At 73.6% G+C, this 17,979-nt stretch carries 18 protein-coding genes; 5 read left to right on the top strand and 13 right to left on the bottom strand.

Annotation, left to right across the window (positions count from 1 at the left end; translation table 11 throughout):
- Positions 1-15: 15 nt before the first annotated feature.
- Complete coding sequence (locus BMW62_RS00250) at positions 16-1,203, bottom strand: RtcB family protein (RefSeq protein ID WP_091929136.1); 1,188 nt, start codon at positions 1,201-1,203, stop codon at positions 16-18.
- Between the two features lie 77 nt (positions 1,204-1,280).
- Between BMW62_RS00250 and BMW62_RS00245 the strand changes: the two genes are divergently transcribed.
- Positions 1,281-1,577, top strand: coding sequence for a hypothetical protein (locus BMW62_RS00245; RefSeq protein ID WP_091928839.1), 297 nt, complete (start codon positions 1,281-1,283; stop codon positions 1,575-1,577).
- Positions 1,578-1,589: 12 nt separating this feature from the next.
- On the opposite strand, the gene BMW62_RS00240 is transcribed toward BMW62_RS00245, so the two are convergent.
- The 6 genes from BMW62_RS00240 to BMW62_RS00215 form a co-directional block, all read right to left on the bottom strand.
- Entirely contained in the window at positions 1,590-2,303 is a 714-nt protein-coding gene (locus tag BMW62_RS00240; protein WP_091928838.1) for a metal-dependent hydrolase, read from the bottom strand.
- 137 nt (positions 2,304-2,440) lie between these two features.
- The gene (locus BMW62_RS00235) at positions 2,441-2,629 is read right to left on the bottom strand and encodes a DUF6104 family protein (RefSeq protein ID WP_091928837.1); all 189 of its coding nucleotides are present in this window, start codon (positions 2,627-2,629) and stop codon (positions 2,441-2,443) included.
- A 68-nt stretch (positions 2,630-2,697) separates the two neighbouring features.
- Positions 2,698-6,501, bottom strand: coding sequence for a multifunctional oxoglutarate decarboxylase/oxoglutarate dehydrogenase thiamine pyrophosphate-binding subunit/dihydrolipoyllysine-residue succinyltransferase subunit (locus BMW62_RS00230; RefSeq protein WP_244523747.1), 3,804 nt, complete (start codon positions 6,499-6,501; stop codon positions 2,698-2,700).
- 141 nt (positions 6,502-6,642) lie between these two features.
- Positions 6,643-7,452, bottom strand: coding sequence for an ankyrin repeat domain-containing protein (locus tag BMW62_RS00225; protein WP_091928835.1), 810 nt, complete (start codon positions 7,450-7,452; stop codon positions 6,643-6,645).
- A gap of 80 nt (positions 7,453-7,532) precedes the next feature.
- Positions 7,533-8,288: an ABC transporter permease gene (locus BMW62_RS00220; RefSeq protein WP_091928834.1), complete on the bottom strand. Its 756-nt coding sequence runs from the start codon at positions 8,286-8,288 to the stop codon at positions 7,533-7,535.
- Positions 8,285-9,163 (bottom strand): ATP-binding cassette domain-containing protein, encoded by an 879-nt coding sequence (locus BMW62_RS00215; protein ID WP_244523746.1) that lies wholly within the window; start codon positions 9,161-9,163, stop codon positions 8,285-8,287. Before BMW62_RS00215 ends, BMW62_RS00220 begins: the two co-directional genes overlap by 4 nt.
- A 240-nt stretch (positions 9,164-9,403) precedes the next feature.
- Between BMW62_RS00215 and BMW62_RS00210 the strand changes: the two genes are divergently transcribed.
- From BMW62_RS00210 to BMW62_RS00200, 3 genes are read left to right on the top strand one after another with little or no spacing between them, the layout of a single operon-like run.
- The gene (locus tag BMW62_RS00210; RefSeq protein WP_091929134.1) at positions 9,404-9,874 is read left to right on the top strand and encodes a universal stress protein; all 471 of its coding nucleotides are present in this window, start codon (positions 9,404-9,406) and stop codon (positions 9,872-9,874) included.
- 14 nt (positions 9,875-9,888) lie between these two features.
- Positions 9,889-10,959: an adenylate/guanylate cyclase domain-containing protein gene (locus BMW62_RS00205; protein ID WP_091928833.1), complete on the top strand. Its 1,071-nt coding sequence runs from the start codon at positions 9,889-9,891 to the stop codon at positions 10,957-10,959.
- A 31-nt stretch (positions 10,960-10,990) separates the two neighbouring features.
- Positions 10,991-12,628, top strand: a complete 1,638-nt coding sequence (locus BMW62_RS00200; RefSeq protein ID WP_091928832.1) for an ABC-F family ATP-binding cassette domain-containing protein — start codon at positions 10,991-10,993, stop codon at positions 12,626-12,628.
- Between the two features lie 5 nt (positions 12,629-12,633).
- On the opposite strand, the gene BMW62_RS00195 is transcribed toward BMW62_RS00200, so the two are convergent.
- Genes BMW62_RS00195 through BMW62_RS00185 form a run of 3 tightly spaced genes read right to left on the bottom strand, consistent with a single transcriptional unit; the run spans position 12,634 to position 14,642 of the window.
- Positions 12,634-13,176, bottom strand: coding sequence for a GNAT family N-acetyltransferase (locus tag BMW62_RS00195; RefSeq protein WP_091928831.1), 543 nt, complete (start codon positions 13,174-13,176; stop codon positions 12,634-12,636).
- Position 13,177: 1 nt separating this feature from the next.
- On the bottom strand, positions 13,178-14,302 hold the full coding sequence (locus BMW62_RS00190; protein ID WP_091928830.1) for an alpha/beta fold hydrolase: 1,125 nt from the start codon (positions 14,300-14,302) through the stop codon (positions 13,178-13,180).
- Positions 14,223-14,642 (bottom strand): hypothetical protein, encoded by a 420-nt coding sequence (locus tag BMW62_RS00185; protein ID WP_091928829.1) that lies wholly within the window; start codon positions 14,640-14,642, stop codon positions 14,223-14,225. Before BMW62_RS00185 ends, BMW62_RS00190 begins: the two co-directional genes overlap by 80 nt.
- 182 nt (positions 14,643-14,824) lie before the next feature.
- On the opposite strand from BMW62_RS00185, the gene BMW62_RS00180 reads away from it, so the two are divergent.
- Complete coding sequence (locus BMW62_RS00180; protein WP_091928828.1) at positions 14,825-15,595, top strand: SDR family NAD(P)-dependent oxidoreductase; 771 nt, start codon at positions 14,825-14,827, stop codon at positions 15,593-15,595.
- On the opposite strand, the gene BMW62_RS00175 is transcribed toward BMW62_RS00180, so the two are convergent.
- The 3 genes from BMW62_RS00175 to BMW62_RS00170 all read right to left on the bottom strand — a co-directional run bounded on the left by BMW62_RS00175 (position 15,585) and on the right by BMW62_RS00170 (position 17,866).
- Complete coding sequence (locus BMW62_RS00175) at positions 15,585-16,004, bottom strand: hypothetical protein (protein WP_211434911.1); 420 nt, start codon at positions 16,002-16,004, stop codon at positions 15,585-15,587. The genes BMW62_RS00180 and BMW62_RS00175 overlap by 11 nt on opposite strands.
- A 105-nt stretch (positions 16,005-16,109) precedes the next feature.
- Positions 16,110-16,244 (bottom strand): methionine/alanine import family NSS transporter small subunit, encoded by a 135-nt coding sequence (locus tag BMW62_RS22010; RefSeq protein ID WP_139206147.1) that lies wholly within the window; start codon positions 16,242-16,244, stop codon positions 16,110-16,112.
- Positions 16,241-17,866 carry a sodium-dependent transporter gene (locus BMW62_RS00170; RefSeq protein WP_091928827.1) on the bottom strand — a complete coding sequence of 542 codons (1,626 nt, stop codon included), beginning with the start codon at positions 17,864-17,866 and terminating at the stop codon, positions 16,241-16,243. The genes BMW62_RS22010 and BMW62_RS00170 overlap by 4 nt, the downstream gene beginning before the upstream one ends.
- Positions 17,867-17,979 lie beyond the last annotated feature (113 nt).

The following is a 17,979-nucleotide window of genomic DNA, read 5'->3' as shown; positions in this document are numbered from 1 at the left end:
CCGCACCGTAGCGGTTCAGTCGCCCTTCACGTTCACCAGCTGGCGCAGCGTGTGCCGCACCTCCACCAGGTCGGTGGCGTCGGCCATGACGACGTCGACGTCCTTGTACGCCGCGGGGATCTCGTCGAGGAAGGCGTCGCTGTGCCGCCACTCGATGCCGCGCATCGACTCCTCGAGCTGGGCCCGCGTGAAGGTCTTGCGGGCCTTCGACCGCGAGTACACCCGGCCGGCGCCGTGCGGGGAGCTGTTCAACGACTCCGCGTTGCCCAGGCCGGCGACCACGTAGCTGGCCGTCCCCATCGAGCCCGGGATGAGCCCGGCCTGCCCCTTCTCCGCCTGGATGGCGCCCTTGCGGGACACCCACAGCTCCTCGCCGAAGTGGCGCTCGAGCTGGGTGAAGTTGTGGTGGCAGTTGACTTGCTCCAGCCGGGGCGTCGCGTCGGCGCGCATGTGCCGGGCCAGGGCGTCGGCGACCCGGTCCATCATCTCCTCGCGGTTGAGCAGCGCGAAGTGCTGCGCCCACTGCAGCTCGGCGATGTAGCGGTCGAACTCCGGGGTGCCCTCGTCCAGCCAGGCGAGGTCGCGGTCGGGCAGATCCAGGCCGTCCCGGCGAGCCCGGTCCTGCGCGACCGCGATGTGCCTCTGGGCGGTCTTGTTGCCCACCCCGCGGCTGCCCGAGTGCAGGAAGAGCCAGACGCGGTCCTGCTCATCGGCGGTCACTTCGACGAAGTGGTTCCCGGATCCGAGGCTACCCAGCTGCAGCGCCCAGTTCGGCGCCGTCGTCGTCACCGAGTGCAGGACGCGGTCGCCGAGCTCCTCGGCCGTCGCCTCGAGCTCGGCGACCCGGCGGCGGGCGGTCTCGGTCAGCTTCTTGTTGTACCGGCCCGCCGACAGCGGGACGGCGCGCTCGATGTCGCCGCGCAGCGGCGCGAGCGGGCCGCGGGCGCGCACCTCGCCCACCGACCAGGGCGTGCGGACGGCGATCATGCCGCAGCCGATGTCGACGCCGACCGCCGCCGGGATGATCGCCCGCCGGGTGGGCAGCACCGAGCCCACGGTGGCGCCCTTGCCCAGGTGGGCGTCCGGCATGAGGGCGACGTGGGGGTCGACGATGTCGAGGGAGGCGGTGCGCTCGGCCTGCCGGCGGGTCTCGTCGTCGAGGATGCTGGCCCAGTTCAGCAGCTTGTCCGAGAGTCTCTCCACCACCAGGATTCTGCGGTGCGAGCGGGTCCGCGGCGACCGGTTTACCCCGGCGCCCGGTCGCGGGTACGGGTGCGCCCATGGCAGCGGGCAGGGCGGCGGTGGCCGCGACGGACCAGTGGGTCGACCCCGACGACGGGATCCGGTACCCCGCCGGGGAGGTGCACGCGTGGGAGCGCGGGCGCAACGAGACGGTCTGCGGGCTGTCGTTGAACCGGTCGCGCCTCACCCGCTTCCCGCACGTCGGCTGGCCGGACGTGCAGCCGGAGTCGGGGCGGCACGCGGAAGAGGTGCAGTCGGTGTGCCGCCGCTGCCGCGCCGGTCAGGGTGCCCGGCGCGACGACCGCGGTTGGACGCGCACGGATCCGCGCCCGTGAGCGGGCTCAGTCTCAGCCCGAGCTGCGCAGCCGGTCCACCAGCGGGTCCAGCGCCGTGTGCAGCTCGGTGTTGGTGTAGGTGAACACGACGGTGGCGACGACGAACAGCGGCACCAGCGCGACCTTCTCCACGGTGGCGCCGGTGCGGATGGGGGACAGCGCCAGGCGCTTGCGCTTGACCAGCCAGAGCAGCGGCACCGGTACCCCGGCGGTGGTGATGGCGTCGCCGACGACGTGGGTCAGCACGCCGGCGGCCACCGCCCAGGGCAGCCAGGACGGGGTGCCCGTGTGGTCCAGCAGGAGCCAGGCGCCGCCCCAGGAGAGCACGAGGTTGCCCAGGATCGTCGTCTCGGTGCGCCCCGGGATGACGAAGTGCAGCGCCCGCAGCGCGAGCCCGATGGCCAGCGCCATCAGGAGCAAGCTGGACCAGAACGCGCCGGAGGCCGCCACGGCCAGCGCGCCGAACGCGAGCGGGGCGAGGACGGCGTCGTGGGTGCCCCAGCGGTGCCCGCCCGACAGCGCCCCGATCGCGCCGGCGGGCACGTCGGTGACGGGCCCCCACATGTCCGACACCGTGGAGTTTCGGTGGTCGAGGTCGGGGAGCATCGCGAACCCGCCGACGGCGGCCACCCAGGCTGCCTGGCCGACCGCACCCTGCACGGGGGCCCACGGCAGCGTCGCGGCGCCGGCGGCGAGACCGGAGAGCGCGTGGGAGTGACCGAGCACCTACGGAGCGTGCCTCCTGCGAAGCGCGCGGTGGCGCAGGCTCGCGGACCGTCCGGCGATCCGTTCAGTGCGACGAAATCGTGGCGATCAGCGGGTGAGGGCCACGAGTTCGTCGCACTGGAGCGCGCGGACTGCGCTCAGTCGTCGAGGTCGTCGTCGTCCGTGCCGCCGCGGGCCAGCCAGGTGGCCAGCCGCTCGACGGGCACCTCGAAGTCGGGGTGCTGGTCGACGAACGCCTGCATCTGGTCGGCGAGCCAGGCGAGGGTGACCTGCTCCCCGCCCCGCCGTTCGGCCAGTTCTTCCAGGCCCCGGTCGGTGAAGTACATGCCGGAGAACCTACGACGCCCGGCCCCCGAGGTGGTCGGGGGCCGGGCGTCGGTGGTCGTGCGGGCGGTCAGCCGGCCTGGCGGTCCGCGAAGGCGTCGGCGACCAGCTTGCGCTGCTCGACCTCGTGCACCTTCGCCGAGCCGACCGCCGGGCTCGCCGACGCGCGCCGGCTGACCCGCCGGAGCTTCCGGCCCTCGGGCAGCTCCTCCGGCAGGTTGACCGCCATGAACTGCCAGGCGCCCATGTTCGCCGGCTCCTCCTGCACCCAGACCACGTCCGCGGCCTCCGCGTAGCGCTCGAGCTCGGCGCGGATCTGCTCGGCCGGCAGGGGGTAGAGCTGCTCGACCCGGACGATCGCGGTGTCGGCGATGCCCTCGTTCTCCCGCTGGGCCATCAGGTCGTAGGCGACCTTGCCGCTGCAGAGGAGCACGCGCTTCACCGCGGAGCCTTCCAGCGGCTCGCCACCGACGCCGGCGTCGGGCAGCACCGGGCGGAAGCTCTCCTCGGTGAAGTCCGCGACCGGGCTGACCGCCGCCTTCGCCCGCAGCAGCGACTTCGGCGTGAAGACGACCAGCGGCCGGTGCACGTCCGACAGCGCCTGGCGGCGGAGCAGGTGGAAGTAGTTGCCGGGCGTCGTGCAGTTGGCGACGGTCATGTTGCTCTCGGCGCACAGCTGCAGGAACCGCTCGATCCGGCCGCTGGAGTGGTCGGGCCCCTGGCCCTCCATGCCGTGCGGCAGCAGCAGGACGACGCCCGAGCGCTGGCCCCACTTGGCCTCGCCGGAGCTGATGAACTCGTCGATGACCATCTGGGCGCCGTCGACGAAGTCGCCGAACTGGGCCTCCCAGAGCACCAGGGCCTGGGGATTGGCCACCGAGTAGCCGTACTCGAAGCCCACGGCTGCGTACTCGCTCAGCAACGAGTCGTAGACGAAGAACTTGGCCTGGTCCTCGGTGAGGTTGGCCAGCGGCGTGTACTCCGATCCGTTCTCGCGGTCGATGAGCACCGAGTGGCGCTGCACGAACGTCCCGCGGCGGGAGTCCTGCCCGGCCAGCCGGACCGGCACGCCCTCCGCCAGCAGCGACCCGAAGGCCAGCAGCTCGCCCATGGCCCAGTCGATGCCGCCCTCGCTGGCCATCGCAGCCCGCTTCTCCAGCATCTTCTGCAGCTTGGGGTGCGGGGTGAAGTCCGGCGGGAAGGAGACGTGCGAGTCACCGATGGTCTTGAGGACCTCCTGCGTGATCGCCGTCTGCACCGTGGACTCCTGCGGCGTGCGCGGGTCCATGACCGGCTCGGGCTTGGAGGAGTCCTGCGCGTCGTGCGTCTCGGCGAACGCCCGCTCGAGCTGGCCGCGGTAGTCCTTGAGGGCCTCCTCGGCCTCCTCGAGCGTGATGTCGCCGCGGCCGACCAGCGCCTCGGTGTAGAGCTTTCGGACCGAGCGCTTGCGGTCGATGATGTCGTACATCTGCGGCTGGGTCATCGAGGGGTCGTCGCCCTCGTTGTGCCCGCGGCGGCGGTAGCAGACGAGGTCGATGACGACGTCCTTCTTGAACTGCTGCCGGTACTCGACCGCCAGCCGCGCCACCCGCACGCAGGCCTCGGGGTCGTCGCCGTTCACGTGGAAGATCGGGGCGTTGACCATGCGGGCGACGTCGGTCGAGTAGAGCGTCGAGCGCGCCGAACCCGGGCTCGTGGTGAAGCCGACCTGGTTGTTGATGACCACGTGCACGGTGCCGCCGGTGCGGTAGCCGCGCAACTGGGAGAGGTTCAGCGTCTCCTGGACCACGCCCTGGCCGGCGAACGCGGAGTCGCCGTGCAGGAGGACCGGGAGCACCGTGAAGCCCTGCTCGCCCTTGTCGATCATGTCCTGCTTGGCCCGGACGATGCCCTCGAGGACCGGGTTCACCGTCTCCAGGTGGCTGGGGTTGCTGGCCAGCGAGACGGCGATCTCGGCGTCGGTGCGGAACGGGTTGCGGAACGTGCCGGTGGCGCCGAGGTGGTACTTCACGTCACCGGAGCCCTGGACGGTGCCGGGGTCGATGTTGCCCTCGAACTCGCCGAAGATCTTGGCGTAGCTCTTGCCGAGCACGTTGGCGAGCACGTTGAGCCGGCCGCGGTGGGCCATGCCGATGGCGACCTCGTCCAGGCCGTGGTCGGTGCCGGCGATCAGCACCTCGTCGAGGATCGGGATGACCGACTCCCCGCCCTCGAGGCTGAAGCGCTTCTGGCCGACGTACTTGGTCTGCAGGAAGGTCTCGAACGCCTCGGCGGCGTTGAGCCGGCCGAGCACGTGCTTCTGCTTCTCGCGGTCGGGCTGCGCGTGCTTGATCTCGATCCGCTCCTGGAGCCACTCGCGCTCCTCGGGATCGGTGATGTGCATGTACTCCACGCCGACGGTGCGGCAGTAGGAGTTGCGCAGCACGCCGAGGATGTCCCGCAGCGCCATGAGCCGCTCGCCGGCGAACCCGCCGACCGGGAACTTCCGGTCGAGGTCCCACAGCGTCAGCCCGTGCTGGAGGATGTCCAGGTCGGGGTGGGTGCGGACCTTGAACTCGAGCGGGTCGGTGTCGGCCATGAGGTGGCCGTTGCGCCGGTAGGACTCGATGACCTCGATGACCCGGGCTTCCTTGTCGATCTGCCCTTCGCGCGTGATCCGCACGTCCGGCATCCAGCGCACCGGCTCGTAGGGGATCCGCAGCGAGCGGAAGACCTCGTCGTAGAAGCCGTCCTCGCCCAGCAGCAGCGAGTGGAGCTTGCGCAGGAAGTCGCCGGACTCGGCGCCCTGGATGATCCGGTGGTCGTAGGTCGAGGTGAGCGTGATGATCTTCGAGACGCCCATCTCGGTGAGCACCTCGGGGCTCATCCCCTGGAACTCGGCCGGGTACTCCATGGCACCCACGCCGATGATCGCGCCCTGGCCGGCGGTCAGCCGCGGCACGGAGTGGTTGGTGCCGATCGTGCCGGGGTTGGTCAAGCTGATCGTGGTGCCGGAGAAGTCCTCCATCGTCAGCTTGTTGTTCCGGGCCCGCCGGATGATGTCCTCGTAGGCGGCCCAGAAGCCGGCGAAGTCCATCTCCTCGGCGCCCTTGATGGAGGCGACCACCAGCGAGCGCGAGCCGTCGGGCTTGGGCAGGTCGATGGCCAGCCCGAAGTTGACGTGCTCGGGCTGCACGAGCACCGGCTTGCCGTCGACCTCGGCGAAGGCGCTGTTCATGTTCGGGAACGAGTCCAGCGCCCGGACCAGCGCGTAGCCGATCAGGTGCGTGAAGGAGATCTTGCCGCCGCGCGCGCGGGCCAGGTGGTTGTTGACGACGATGCGGTTGTCGGCCAGCAGCTTGGCCGGCACCGCACGCACGCTGGTCGCCGTCGGCACGGTCAGCGAGGCGTTCATGTTCTTGACCACCGCCGCAGCGGCGCCCCGCAGCGGGGACTGCGAGCCGTCCGCGACCGGGAGCTTGGGCGCGGCCTTGGCGGCAGGGGCGGCGGGCTGGTCGGTCTTCTGCACGGGCGAGCTCCCCGTCGGCTGGGACCCGGCGGCCGGGCGCTGGACGTCGGGCTTCCCCGCGGCGGGGGCCGCGGGCGCGGGGGAGGCCGGGGCCGGCTTGCCCGCGGCCGGCTTGTCCCCGGCGGGCTTCTCCGCGGCCGGCTTCTCCGCGGTCGGCGCCGCGGGTGCCGCGTTCCCCGAGGAGGCCTGCTCCCGGTCGCCACCGGCCGGCGGACCGGGGCGGTAGTCGGCGAAGAACTCGTGCCACGCCTGATCGACGCTGGACGGGTCGGCGAGGAACTGCTGGTACATCTCCTCGACCAGCCACTCGTTGGTGCCGAACCCGGCGACCGGGGACGAGGTGGACGACGGTCGGGATGAACTCACGCTTGACACGGGGTCGAGTGCCTTCTTCGTCTCGGGGCTGCGTCTGAGGGGCGCGTCGCTGGACCGGGTGTCGAGTCTACGCCCGTGCCGGTTCGCCGACCGGGTGCAGAGCGGGATCCGCGCGCCCGCGCCACCCGGGGGTCAGTGGGTGGCGCCACGGGCGACGAGGAGCTCGGCCAGGGCGTCGTTGCCGCTGGCCTGGTCCTCGTCCGCCCGCCGGTGCCGGGCCGCCGCCACGCGGCTGATGTCGAGCGCGCTGGCGCCGTCGTGCGTCGTGGCGTTGACGTCCGCTCCGGCGTCCAGGAGCGCCCGGACGATCTCCGGTGCATCGCCCGCCGCCCCCGCCGCCACGGCGGTGTGCAGCGGGGTGCGGCCGGTGTCCGGGTCCCGGCGGTCGACGTCGGCGCCGGCGTCCAGGAGCAGGCGGACCAGCTCCGCGCTGCCGCCGGCGGTGGCCGCGTGCAGCGCGCCCCCGTCGGCGTCGGCGCCCCGGTCCAGCAGCTGGCGGGCGGCGCCGGCCGCCCCGCCGAAGGCGGCCCACGCGAGCAGGTCGACCCCGGTGGCGGGGTCGGTCAGCGGCGCGCCGTCGTCCAGCTCGCCGGTCAGCCGGTCGACGTCGTCGAGGTAGGCCGCGCTGGGGGCGTCGATGACCGCGCCTAGCTCCACCAGCACCGGCACCAGATCGGGTGCGTGCTCGAGGGCCACGTGCAGCGGCGTGCGGTGCTGGTCGGTGCGCGCGGTGAGGTCCGCGCCGGCCGCGGCGAGGACGCGCACGATCTCGACCCGGTCGCAGGCGACCGCCAGGTGCAGGGGCGTCCAGCCGCCCTGTCCCTCCCGTTCGACGGAGCCCTGGACCAGCTGCGGCGATTCGGCGATCGCCGACCGGACGGCATCGGTCTCGCCGTCGACGATCAGCCGGCCGAGTCGTTGGACGGTCATGCGAGTGGTCACGCGTTCTCCGTTCTGCGTTCGGGGCTGCCCGGCGCGTGCTGCTCGGCCGGTGCAGGGGTCGTGGGGGAGCCCCGGCCGCCTCAGGCGATGTCGCGGCGGACCGCGAGGAAGGTGCCCAGCAGGGCCGCCAGGAGACCGTAGCCGAGGAGCAGGGCGCCTCCTTGCCAGGCCTCGAGCAGGTCGGGGCCCTCGAAGGTCGCGGTGAGCGCCTCGAGCGCACCCCCGGGCATCCACTTGTACGCCCCCGAGGTGGCCGGGATCGAGCGGATGACCGGCTCGATGACGAACAGGTAGACCAGGCCGCCGACGATCGCCCCGACCTGGTTGCGCAGCAGCGCGCCGAGGCCCACGCCGATGACCGCGTAGATGACCAGGGCCAGCCCCGAGCGGCCCAGCGTCGCCAGGTTGTCGGCGTCGAGCGCAGGGGCCGCCCCGCGCACGCCGGCGTGGACCGCGACCGCCGCGTAGTTGACGACCAGCACCACCAGGGCGAACAGCGTGGCCGCCAGCGCGTAGGCCAGCAGCTTGGCGATCACGACGTTGCCGCGGCGCGGGGTGGTCAGGAACGTCGGGGTGGCCGTGCGGTGCCGGTACTCCTGGGTCATCCCGATGATGCCCACGATGAGGAACAGCACGTTGACGTTGACCGCGTTGGCCATCGCCAGCTCCTCGTAGAGCGGCGTGCCGACGGCCGGGATGCCCGACTCCGGGTTCCCGGCGAACGAGGTGAGCAGGACGGCGAACCCGATCACCATGACGCAGGCGCCCAGCAGCAGGCCGAGCCAGACCCTGGTCGTGAAGAGCTTGGTCCACTCCGCGCGGATCAGGTGGGTCATCGCGAGGCCTCCGGGGACGTCGCGCCGGCGGCGTACTGCTCCTGGCCGGCGGTGAGCTGGAAGTAGATCTCCTCCAGGCCGCTGGTGCGCGAGCGCAGCTCGTGCAGCTCCACCCCGGCGGCGAAGGCGCGGGCGCCGATCTCGGCGGTGGTGCGGCCGGCGGCGGTCAGGGAGTCGCCGTCGAGGGAGACGGTCATGCCGTCGGCGCGCAGCACCTCGGCCAGCCGAGCGATCTCCGGGCTGCGCACCAGCACCGTGCCGCCCCCTTCGGCGCCCGAGCGGAGCTGCTCCATCGAGGCCTCGCGGACCAGCCGCCCGGCGCCGACGATGACGACGCGGTCGACGGTCTGCTCCACCTCGGAGAGGAGGTGGCTGGAGACCAGGACCGTGCGGCCCTGGTCGTGGGCGAGGTGGCGGATGAACCCGCGCAGCCACTGGATGCCCTCCGGGTCCAGCCCGTTGGCCGGCTCGTCGAGCACCAGGACGGAGGGGTCGCCGAGCAGCGCCGTCGCGAGCCCCAGCCGCTGGCGCATGCCCAGGGAGTAGCCGCCGGCGCGCCGCCGTCCGGCGTCGGCCAGGCCGACCTGGGTCAGCACCGCGTCGGCGCGCTCCACCGGCAACCCGGCGGCGCGGCAGTAGACGCGCAGGTGGTTGCGGCCGGAGCGGGCCGGGTGGAACGCCGTCTCCAGGACCGCGCCCACGGTGCGGACCGGTTCCCGCAGCGACGTGTACGGGGTGCCGTTGAACGTGGCGGTGCCGGCATCGGGGCGGACCAGCCCGAGCAGCATGCGCAGCGTGGTCGTCTTGCCGGCGCCGTTGGGGCCGAGGAACCCGGTGACCGTGCCCGGCTCGACGGTGAAGCCGAGGTCGCTCACCGCCCGTACGGCACCGAAGGACTTGGTGAGCCCCCGGACCTCGACCCGCACGGGGTCGGTCGCGGGGGCGTGGGGGGTGGCGATGTCGCTCCTCCTCGTCTGGTGGCCCGTGTCCCGACCATCCAAGCGCACCGGGGTGGCGTTCCGGGAGGCCGCGCGCGCACGTCGTCTGCCGTTCACCCGGCCCCGTGCACGTGACCCCGGGCACACGGGAGCGCGGCGTCCCCTAGAGTGCGCGCCGTGAGCGAGCCCGCCAACGCCTATTCCACGGTCGTCGTCGGAACCGACGGGTCGGAGTCCTCGCTGCGCGCCGTCGCGCGGGCCGGGGCCCTGGCCGGCGCCTGCGGCGCGACGCTCGTGGTCGCCTGCGCCTACCTCCCCGCGGAGGCCGACGACCGGGAGCTCGCCCGTGCCCAGGACGTGCTCGGCGACGAGGCGTACCAGGTCGTCGGGTCCCACCCCGCCGAGGAGACCGTGCGCACCGCCGCCGAGCGCGCGCTCGCCGCGGGCGCCGGCGACGTGCGCACCGTGGCCGTCACGGGTTCCCCGGTCGAGACGCTGCTCGAGGTCGTCCGCCGCGAGAAGGCGGACCTGCTCGTCGTCGGCAACCGCGGTCTGAGCGGCATCAAGGGCCGGCTGCTCGGGTCGGTGCCGGCCGACGCCTCCCGCAGGTCGCAGTGCGACGTGCTGATCGTCCACACCACGGGCTGAGGTCCGCGACGGGCATGGACGATCCCGGGGCGGGCCCCGACCTCGGCGCCCGCGAGGCGCTGGAGCGGCTGCTGCTCGACGGCCCCCGCCGGTACACCCGGCTCGAGGTCGGCCGGATGGCCGGGATGCCACCGGAGCGGACCCAGCGGCTGTGGCGGGCCCTCGGCTTCCCCGACGCCGCCGACGACGACCCGGCCTTCACCGACGCCGACATCGCCGCCCTCGGGGTGCTCTCGACGCTCATCGACTCCGGCTTCGTCGACGCCGACAGCGAGGCCTCCATCGCCCGGGCGATGGGTCAGTCGCTGTCCCGGCTCGCCGACTGGCAGACCGACATGCTGGCCGACGCGCTGCTCCGCGGGGCGCAGCCCGGCGAGGACCCGGCCGCGACCACGGAGCGGGCGGTGGCCGCCGCGCAGGCGCTGCTGCCCCGGCTGCGCGAGGTGCAGGACTACGTCTGGCGGCGGCACCTCGTGGCCAACGTCGACCGGCTGCTCGCGGCCACCGGTCCGGGCGACCGGCGCGAGCTCGCGGTCGGGTTCGCCGACCTGGTGGGCTACACCTCGCGGAGCCGGGGCATGGGCGGCCGCGAGCTGGGCGCGATGGTGGAGGACTTCGAGAGCACCGCCGCCGAGGTGATCGCCCGGCACCACGGCCGGGTGGTGAAGACGGTCGGGGACGGCGTCCTGTTCACCGCGCGGTCGGCCACCGACGCCGCGGACATCGGGCTCGAGCTCCCCGACGCGTGGGCGGCCGACGACCGCCCGCCGCTGCGGGTCGGGGCGGCGTACGGCGCGGTCCTGACCCGCCTCGGCGACGTCTACTCGCCGGTGGTGAACCTGGCCAGCCGGCTGACCTCGCTGGCCCGTCCCGGCGCGCTGCTGGTCGACCGCGACCTCGCCGACCGGTTGCGCCCGCTCGCCGACTACCGGGTCCGGCCGCTGCGGCGGGTGTCCGTGCGCGGCTACGACCACCTGCAGCCGTGGCTGGTGCGGCGCGGCCGGGCGGCCGCGGAGGAGCCCGACAGCGGCTACGGCGACGACGCGTTCGACGTCGAGGACGATCCGTCGGCGAGCCGGGACTGACCTGCTCCGGGCGGCTTGGCAGGCTGGAGGGGTGAGCGCCACCCTCGTCGCCCGCGGACTGGCGGCCGGTCACGGCGCCCGCGTGCTGTTCTCCGACCTCGATCTCGTCGTCGCCCCGGGCGACGTCGTCGGCCTGGTCGGGGTGAACGGCGCGGGCAAGTCGACCCTCCTGCGGACGCTGGCCGGGGAGCTCCCGGCCGAGGCCGGGAGCATCGTGCTGAGCCCGCCGACGGCCACCCTCGGCTACCTGCCGCAGGAGCACGAGCGCCGCCCGGGGGAGACGGTCCTGGCGGCGCTCGGGCGGCGCACCGGGGTCGCCGCGGCACAGGTGGTGCTGGACGCCGCCACCGAGGCGCTCGCGGCGGGGGACCAGGGGGCCGACGACGCGTACGGCGACGCACTGGAGCGCTGGCTGGCCCTCGGTGGTGCGGACCTCGACGAACGCGCCGCGGAGGTCGTCGCGGAGGTCGCCCCGGGTATGGCGCTCGACGCGCTGATGACCGGGCTCTCCGGTGGCCAGGCAGCGCGGGTCGGGCTGGCTTCCCTGCTGCTGTCCCGCTACGACGTCCTGCTGCTCGACGAGCCGACCAACGACCTGGACCTCGCCGGGCTGGACCAGCTGGAGCGGTTCGTCACCGGCGCCCGGGCCGGCGTCGTCGTGGTCAGCCACGACCGCGAGTTCCTCGCCCGCACGGCCAACCGGATCGTGGAGCTGGACCTCGCCCAGCAGCTGGTGAGGGTGCACGACGGCGGCTACGAGGCCTACCTGGTGGAGCGCGAGGTGGCCCGCCGGCACGCGCGCGAGGAGTACGAGGAGTTCGCCGGCACCAAGGCGGGGCTCGAGGCCCGGGCGCGGATGCAGCGGAACTGGATGGCCAAGGGTGTCCGCGACTCGATCAAGAAGTCCAAGGACGGCGACAAGCACATCAAGGCGGCCAACCGCGCGTCCTCGGAGAAGCAGGCGGCCAAGGCCAAGCAGACGCAGCGGATGATCGAGCGGCTCGACGTCGTGGAGGAGCCCCGCAAGGAGTGGGAGCTCCGCATGGAGATCGCCACCGCGCCGCGTGCCGGGGCGGTCGTGGCGACGCTGCGGGGCGCGGTCGTGCGCCGGGGCGGGTTCACCCTCGGCCCGGTGGACCTGCAGGTCGACTGGGGCGACCGCGTCGCCATCACCGGCGCCAACGGCTCGGGGAAGTCGACGCTCCTGGCCGCCCTGCTCGGCCGGGTGCCGCTGGACGAGGGCGCCGCGTCGCTCGGCCCCTCGGTCCGGGTCGGCGAGATCGACCAGGCCCGCGGCCGCTTCCTCGGCACCGAGCAGCTGCTCGACGCCTTCGGTGCCGAGGTGCCCGACTGGCCGACGGCGGAGGTGCGCACCCTGCTGGCCAAGTTCGGCCTCACCGCCGACCACGTGCTGCGCCCGGCGGTCACGCTCTCGCCGGGGGAGCGCACCCGCGCCGCGCTGGCGCTGCTGCAGGCCCGGGGCGTCAACGTGCTGGTGCTCGACGAGCCGACCAACCACCTGGACCTGCCGGCCATCGAGCAGCTGGAGCAGGCGCTGGCCGGCTACTCGGGCACGCTGCTGCTGGTGACGCACGACCGGCGGATGCTCACCGCCGTCGCCACCGACCGGCGGCTCGAGGTCGACGGCGGGTGGGTCACCGAGCGCTGAGCGGGTCAGCCGGCCGGCGCACCCAGCTCGTCGGCGATGCCGACGGTGTCCATGCCCGCCCACGTGTCCGAGACGTGGTGCGCCAGCACCATGAGGTCGCGCAGCTCGCCGCTGCGGTCGCGGATGTGGTCCTTCAGCAGCGCCTCGCCGGTGAAGCCGAGGTCGCCGAAGAGCGCGAGCGCCGGCCCCTGCTCGGCGACCACCTCGACGACGAGCTTCGCCAGCCCCGAGGAGACCGCACCCACCAGCGCCTGCCGGGCCAGCTCCCGGCCGAGCCCGCTGCCGCGGCGGGAGGGGGAGACCACCAGGCGGACCTCGCCGACGTGGTCCGACCAGCCCGGGAGCGGCCGGACGGCGACGTAGCCGGTCACCTCGTCGCCGTCCACGGCCACCCACCGGCCCCCCGCGGACTCGCCGGTGGCCCACGCGCGGACGGTCTCGGGGTCGGTGACCTCCTCCTTGATGAAGGTCAGGTCGCCCTCGGGCAGGTCGCCGAAGAACCGCAGCAGTGCGTCGCAGCGCTCGGGTCCGAGTTCCACCACGGTCACGTCAGGCCTCCTGCGGTTTCTCGGCGGCGTCGAGCGGGTCGCTGCGCCGGCGGACGAAGTCGATGATCGTGGGCACCGTCGTCCTCGCGGCGGTGCGCCCGACGACCAGCCCCATGTGACCGGCGTCGAGGCGGAGCTCGTGCTTGTCGGGGGAGCCGACGAGGTCGATCAGCGGCGCGGTGGCGTCCGGCGGCACGATGTGGTCGCGGTTGGCGCGCACGGTGAGGAACGGCACCTGGATGTCGGCGAGGTGCACCGGGTCCCCGCCCACGCTGAGCCGGTCGTTCACCATGCCGTTCTCCCGCACGAGCATCTCCGCCGTCTGCCGGGCCGCCGCGCCGGGGAAGGGCACGTGGTCGTCCGACCACCCGGTCATCGCCTGGTACGACGCGACGTACTCGTCGTTCCAGAGCCGCTCCCAGAGGGTGACGTAGCGGGTCACCTCCGCGGTCGGCGTCAGCGCCCGGAAGCCCTGCACGACGACCGAGGGTGGGACGTTGCCGTCCGCGTCGAGGACGGACCTCACATCCATCCCGCCGACGGCGAAGATGTCGGCGAGCGGGCCCATGTGGCGGAAGTCGACCGGCGCCGCGAGCACCGTCAGGCTGCGCAGCGGCGCGTCGGGGTGGTGGGCGGCGTAGAGGAGCGCGAGGTTGCCGCCGAAGCAGTAGCCGAAGAGGTTCACCTCGTCGGCGCCGGAGAGCTCGAGGACGCGGTCGATGGCGGCCGGGATGTAGTCGTCGGCGTAGTCCTCCAGCCCGTTGCCCGCGTCCCGCTCGTCGGGCTCGCCCCAGTCGAGCATGTAGACGTCGAAACCGGCCTCCAGCAGCTGCTCCACGAAGCTGTTGCCGGGCGTCAGGTCGAGGATGTAGCTCCGGCTCACCAGGCTGAACACGATCAGGAGCGGGGGCCCGTAGCGGACACCGCCGTACGTGTCAGGGTCGTTGCGGTAGTGCCAGAGCTGGGTGCGGCCCCGCTGCCAGACGATGTCCTTGGGGGTCCGCCCGACGCCGGGCCGGTCGACGCCGGCGACGAGCTTGATGCCGTTACGGGCGCGGAGGGTGTTGCGCTCGACGTCGCGCCGGACGCGGTCGAGCACCGTCTGCGGGCTGGGCACCGTCGGCATCGCTGTCCTCCGTGGTCGGGGTCGTCTGTCGCGGAGCGCCGGGGCGCGACGTGGCGCTGCGGCGCCGCTCCTGCTCCAGCTGGATGGTCAGCCGCCGCACCTCGCGGTCGAGCGAGCCGATCTGCGCGCGCAGCCGGCTGATGTCGCTCCCCGCGGGCAGGTTCAGGAGGTGCCAGGCGCGGGCGCTGAGGCCCTGCGCCGAACGGCTCGCGAGGGTCTGCGCCCGCCGCACCAGCGCGGCGCCGAGGGCGAAGTGCTCCGTGCGGACCAGGCTCTCCGCGCGCGGCGCCACGGCTCGTTCCGCCGCGTCGAACGCCTGCCGCCACAGCGGGGCGCTCACCGGTCCACCCCGGCCACCCGCCGCGCGGCCCCGGACGGCTGCTGCGCGAGGTCGGTCATGGGTCGCCCCCCGGGGTGCTCGGTTCCTGGTCGGCGGGTCCCTACCCGGCTCGACCGGTGATCTACCGCACAGGGCCGATACGGTGGCCCGACAGCCCGCCGACCACGAGGAGACCCCCGCTCATGCCCGACCGCTCGATCCTCGACCTGTTCCGCCTCGACGACCGCGTCGCCATCGTCACCGGGGCCTCCTCCGGGCTGGGGGCGGTGTTCGCGCGCACCCTCGCCGAGGCCGGCTGCGACGTCGTGCTGGGCGCCCGCCGGGCCGACCGGCTCGCCGAGACCCAGCGCGCGGTCGAGGCGGCCGGGCGGCGGGCGATCAGCGTGGCCACCGACGTCTCCCGGCCGGAGGACTGCCAGGCGCTCGTCGACGCGGCCATGGCCGAGTTCGGCAAGGTCGACGTCCTGGTGAACAACGCCGGGGTGGGCACCGCGGCGCCCGCGACCCGGGAGACCCCCGAGCAGTTCCGGCAGGTCATCGACGTCAACCTCAACGGCTGCTACTGGATGGCGCAGGCCTGCGGCCGGGTCATGCAGCCGGGCAGCTCCATCGTGAACATCTCCAGCGTGCTCGGGCTGACCACGGCCGGCCTGCCGCAGGCCGCCTACGCCGCGAGCAAGGCGGGGCTGATCGGGCTGACCCGCGACCTCGCCCAGCAGTGGACCGGCCGCAAGGGAATCCGCGTGAACGCCCTGGCGCCGGGCTTCTTCACCTCGGAGATGACCGACCAGTACCCCGAGGGCTACCTGGAGTCGCAGCTGGCCCGGGTGCTGGTGGGGCGCAAGGGCGAGCCCGAGGAGCTGGCCGCCGCGCTGGTCTTCCTGGTCAGCGATGCCGGCGGGTACGTCACCGGCACGACGATCCCGGTCGAGGGCGGGATGCTCACCAGCTGAGCGGCCCGCCGATGGCGGTGCACCCGGTGCGAGCGGGGTCCGGCCGCACCGGTCCGGCCTCGGCGTCCGGTGGCGGGAGCGCCGCGGTGCCGCCACCGCGGAGCGGGCGTGGCCGCCGCGGCTGGCGGCTGCCGCTGCCGCCGCCGCGGTGCGGGTAGACCAGGACACCGTTCACCGGGTCGGGGGCGGCGTCGAGCGCGGCGCGGACGGCGGGGGAGTCGCGGAAGCCGTCCCGGCGGCTCTCCTCGTCGAAGACGAACTCGCAGACGACGCCCCAGCGGTGCTCGTGCTCGTCCCAGAACCGGACGCCGGCGGTCACCGCCGTCTCGACGAGCCGGTCGTGCCAGGCCCGCAGCCACCCCGCGGCGGCGGTGCCGCCGTCGAACACCTCGAGGGTGAGCCAGTGCACACCCGGGACGGTACGAGGACCGCCACGTCCGGGGAAGCCGCCTCCGGCGTGGCGGTCACGCGGGGCGGTCGCCCCCTGCGGGGTCGGTCGACGTCGTGCGCCGGGTCAGGGGTCCCGGCGCACGTTCTCGGCGCGGTCCTCGACGGCGCCGTGGCGCACCAGGCTGGTGACGGCCAGGGCGAGGCCGCCCCAGATGATCAGCATGGCCACCAGCATCATGACGATCGCGCTGGCGCTCACCGGCGGCCTCCTTCGTCGTGCCCGGTCACCGAGCGGTCGCGGCCGGCCGCGTCCGCCACGGGTGCCCCGTCCAGGGGTGTTCCCGGATCGGAGCCGGGTGGCGGCCCGTCCAGGTGGGTCCCGGCGCGCCACGGCAGCCGGGCGAGCAGGAAGCCGACCAGCGGCAGCGCCAGGACAAGCAGCCAGCCGAAGCCCAGCAGGAGCCAGGTGGGGTAGCCCTCGTAGGGCGCGGCGAGGTCGTCGCGCACCGCGAGGACGAGCACGATGGCCAGGCCCGCCGGGGCCACGATGCTGGTGAGCACCCGCCAGCCGGTGCCGACCCGGGGCCGGCCGTGGACGTTCAGGTGGTCGCCGAGCCGGGGCAGGGCCCGCAGCACCCAGGCGACGACCAGCATGCTCAGCAGCGCCACGACGAGGATGCCGTACTGGTTGACGAAGTGGTCGACGACGTCGAGCACGTAGATCCCGCTCGTCGTGCTGAAGAGCACCAGGCTCAGCACCGCGCTGGGCACCACGACCGCGAGGGTGGCGGTGAGGCGGCTGGTGTCGAGCTTGTCGCGGACGGCGGAGATCACGACCTCGATCACGCTGATCAGCGACGTGATGCCGGCGATGACCAGGGACCCGAAGAAGAGGACGCCGATGAGGGCGCCGGCCGGGGCCTCGTTGATGATGGTGGGGAAGGCGATGAAGGCCAGCGCGATCCCGTCGCGGGCGACCTCGCCGACCGCAACCCCGCCGGCCTGGGCCATGAAACCGAGGGCGGCGAACACGCCGATGCCGGCCAGCAGCTCGAAGCTGGAGTTCGAGAAACCGACGACGAGGCCGGAGCCGGTCATGTCCTCGCGACGGCCGACGTACGAGGCGTAGGTGATCATGATGCCGAAGCCGATCGACAGCGAGAAGAAAATCTGCCCGAACGCGGCGGCCCAGACCGCGGGCTCGGCGAGCGCCGCCCAGTCGGGCGTGAACAGGGCGTCGAGGCCGGCACCCGCTCCCGGCAGCAGCAGCGCCTGCACCACGAGGACGGCGAAGGCGAGTACCAGCACCGGGATGAAGACCAGGGAGACGGCACCGATCCCGCGCTGGACGCCGAGCGCCAGGACCACCAGGACGGCCAGCCACACGACCGCGAGGGGCACGAGCACCCCGGGCACCACGTCGGCGGTGACCGCGACGTCGCCGGCCTGCAGGTACTCCCCGAAGAAGAAGCCCTCCGGATCGGCGCCCCAGGCCTGGTCGAGCGAGAAGAAGGTGTAGCTCAGCGCCCAGGCCAGCACCGCGGCGTAGTAGACGGCGATGAGGAAGCAGATCGCCACCTGCCACCAGCCGAGCCCCTCGGTACCGCGGCGCAGCCGGGCGAAGGAGAGGGGGGCGGAACCGCGGTGGCGGTGGCCGATCGCGTAGTCGAGCAGCAGGAAGGGGATGCCGGCGGTGAGCAGCGCGACCAGGTAGGGCACCACGAAGGCGCCGCCGCCGTTCTCGTAGGCGACGTACGGGAACCGCCAGATGTTGCCCAGCCCCACCGCCGAGCCGATCGCCGCCAGGATGAAGATGCGCCGGGAGCTGAACGAGCCGCGCCGGCGCTCCTCCTGCGCGGCGGCACCCGCTGTCGAACTCATCTGACCTCCTGCGTCGTGGTCCGCCGGCCCGCGAGCACCGGGGCGCGACGGGCCGTCGAAGGCAACGTGCCAGAACTCGCGCCACGTCGCACGCCCGGACCCCGCACGGCCGG

Origin of the sequence: Blastococcus sp. DSM 46786 (assembly GCF_900109665.1) — a bacterium.
Taxonomy (GTDB): Bacteria; Actinomycetota; Actinomycetes; order Mycobacteriales; family Geodermatophilaceae; genus Blastococcus; species Blastococcus carthaginiensis.
This window is presented reverse-complemented; position numbering and strand designations above follow the sequence as displayed.

What these genes read in the sequence shown, in the direction of transcription:
- BMW62_RS00170 (WP_091928827.1), bottom strand. Translation starts at nt 17,866, where the DNA reads ATGAGTTCGACAGCGGGTGCCGCCGCGCAGGAGGAGCGCCGGCGCGGC.
- BMW62_RS00190 (WP_091928830.1), bottom strand. Translation starts at nt 14,302, where the DNA reads ATGCCGACGGTGCCCAGCCCGCAGACGGTGCTCGACCGCGTCCGGCGC.
- BMW62_RS00235 (WP_091928837.1), bottom strand. Translation starts at nt 2,629, where the DNA reads ATGTACTTCACCGACCGGGGCCTGGAAGAACTGGCCGAACGGCGGGGC.
- BMW62_RS00205 (WP_091928833.1), top strand. Translation starts at nt 9,889, where the DNA reads ATGGACGATCCCGGGGCGGGCCCCGACCTCGGCGCCCGCGAGGCGCTG.
- BMW62_RS00245 (WP_091928839.1), top strand. Translation starts at nt 1,281, where the DNA reads ATGGCAGCGGGCAGGGCGGCGGTGGCCGCGACGGACCAGTGGGTCGAC.
- BMW62_RS00180 (WP_091928828.1), top strand. Translation starts at nt 14,825, where the DNA reads ATGCCCGACCGCTCGATCCTCGACCTGTTCCGCCTCGACGACCGCGTC.
- BMW62_RS00220 (WP_091928834.1), bottom strand. Translation starts at nt 8,288, where the DNA reads ATGACCCACCTGATCCGCGCGGAGTGGACCAAGCTCTTCACGACCAGG.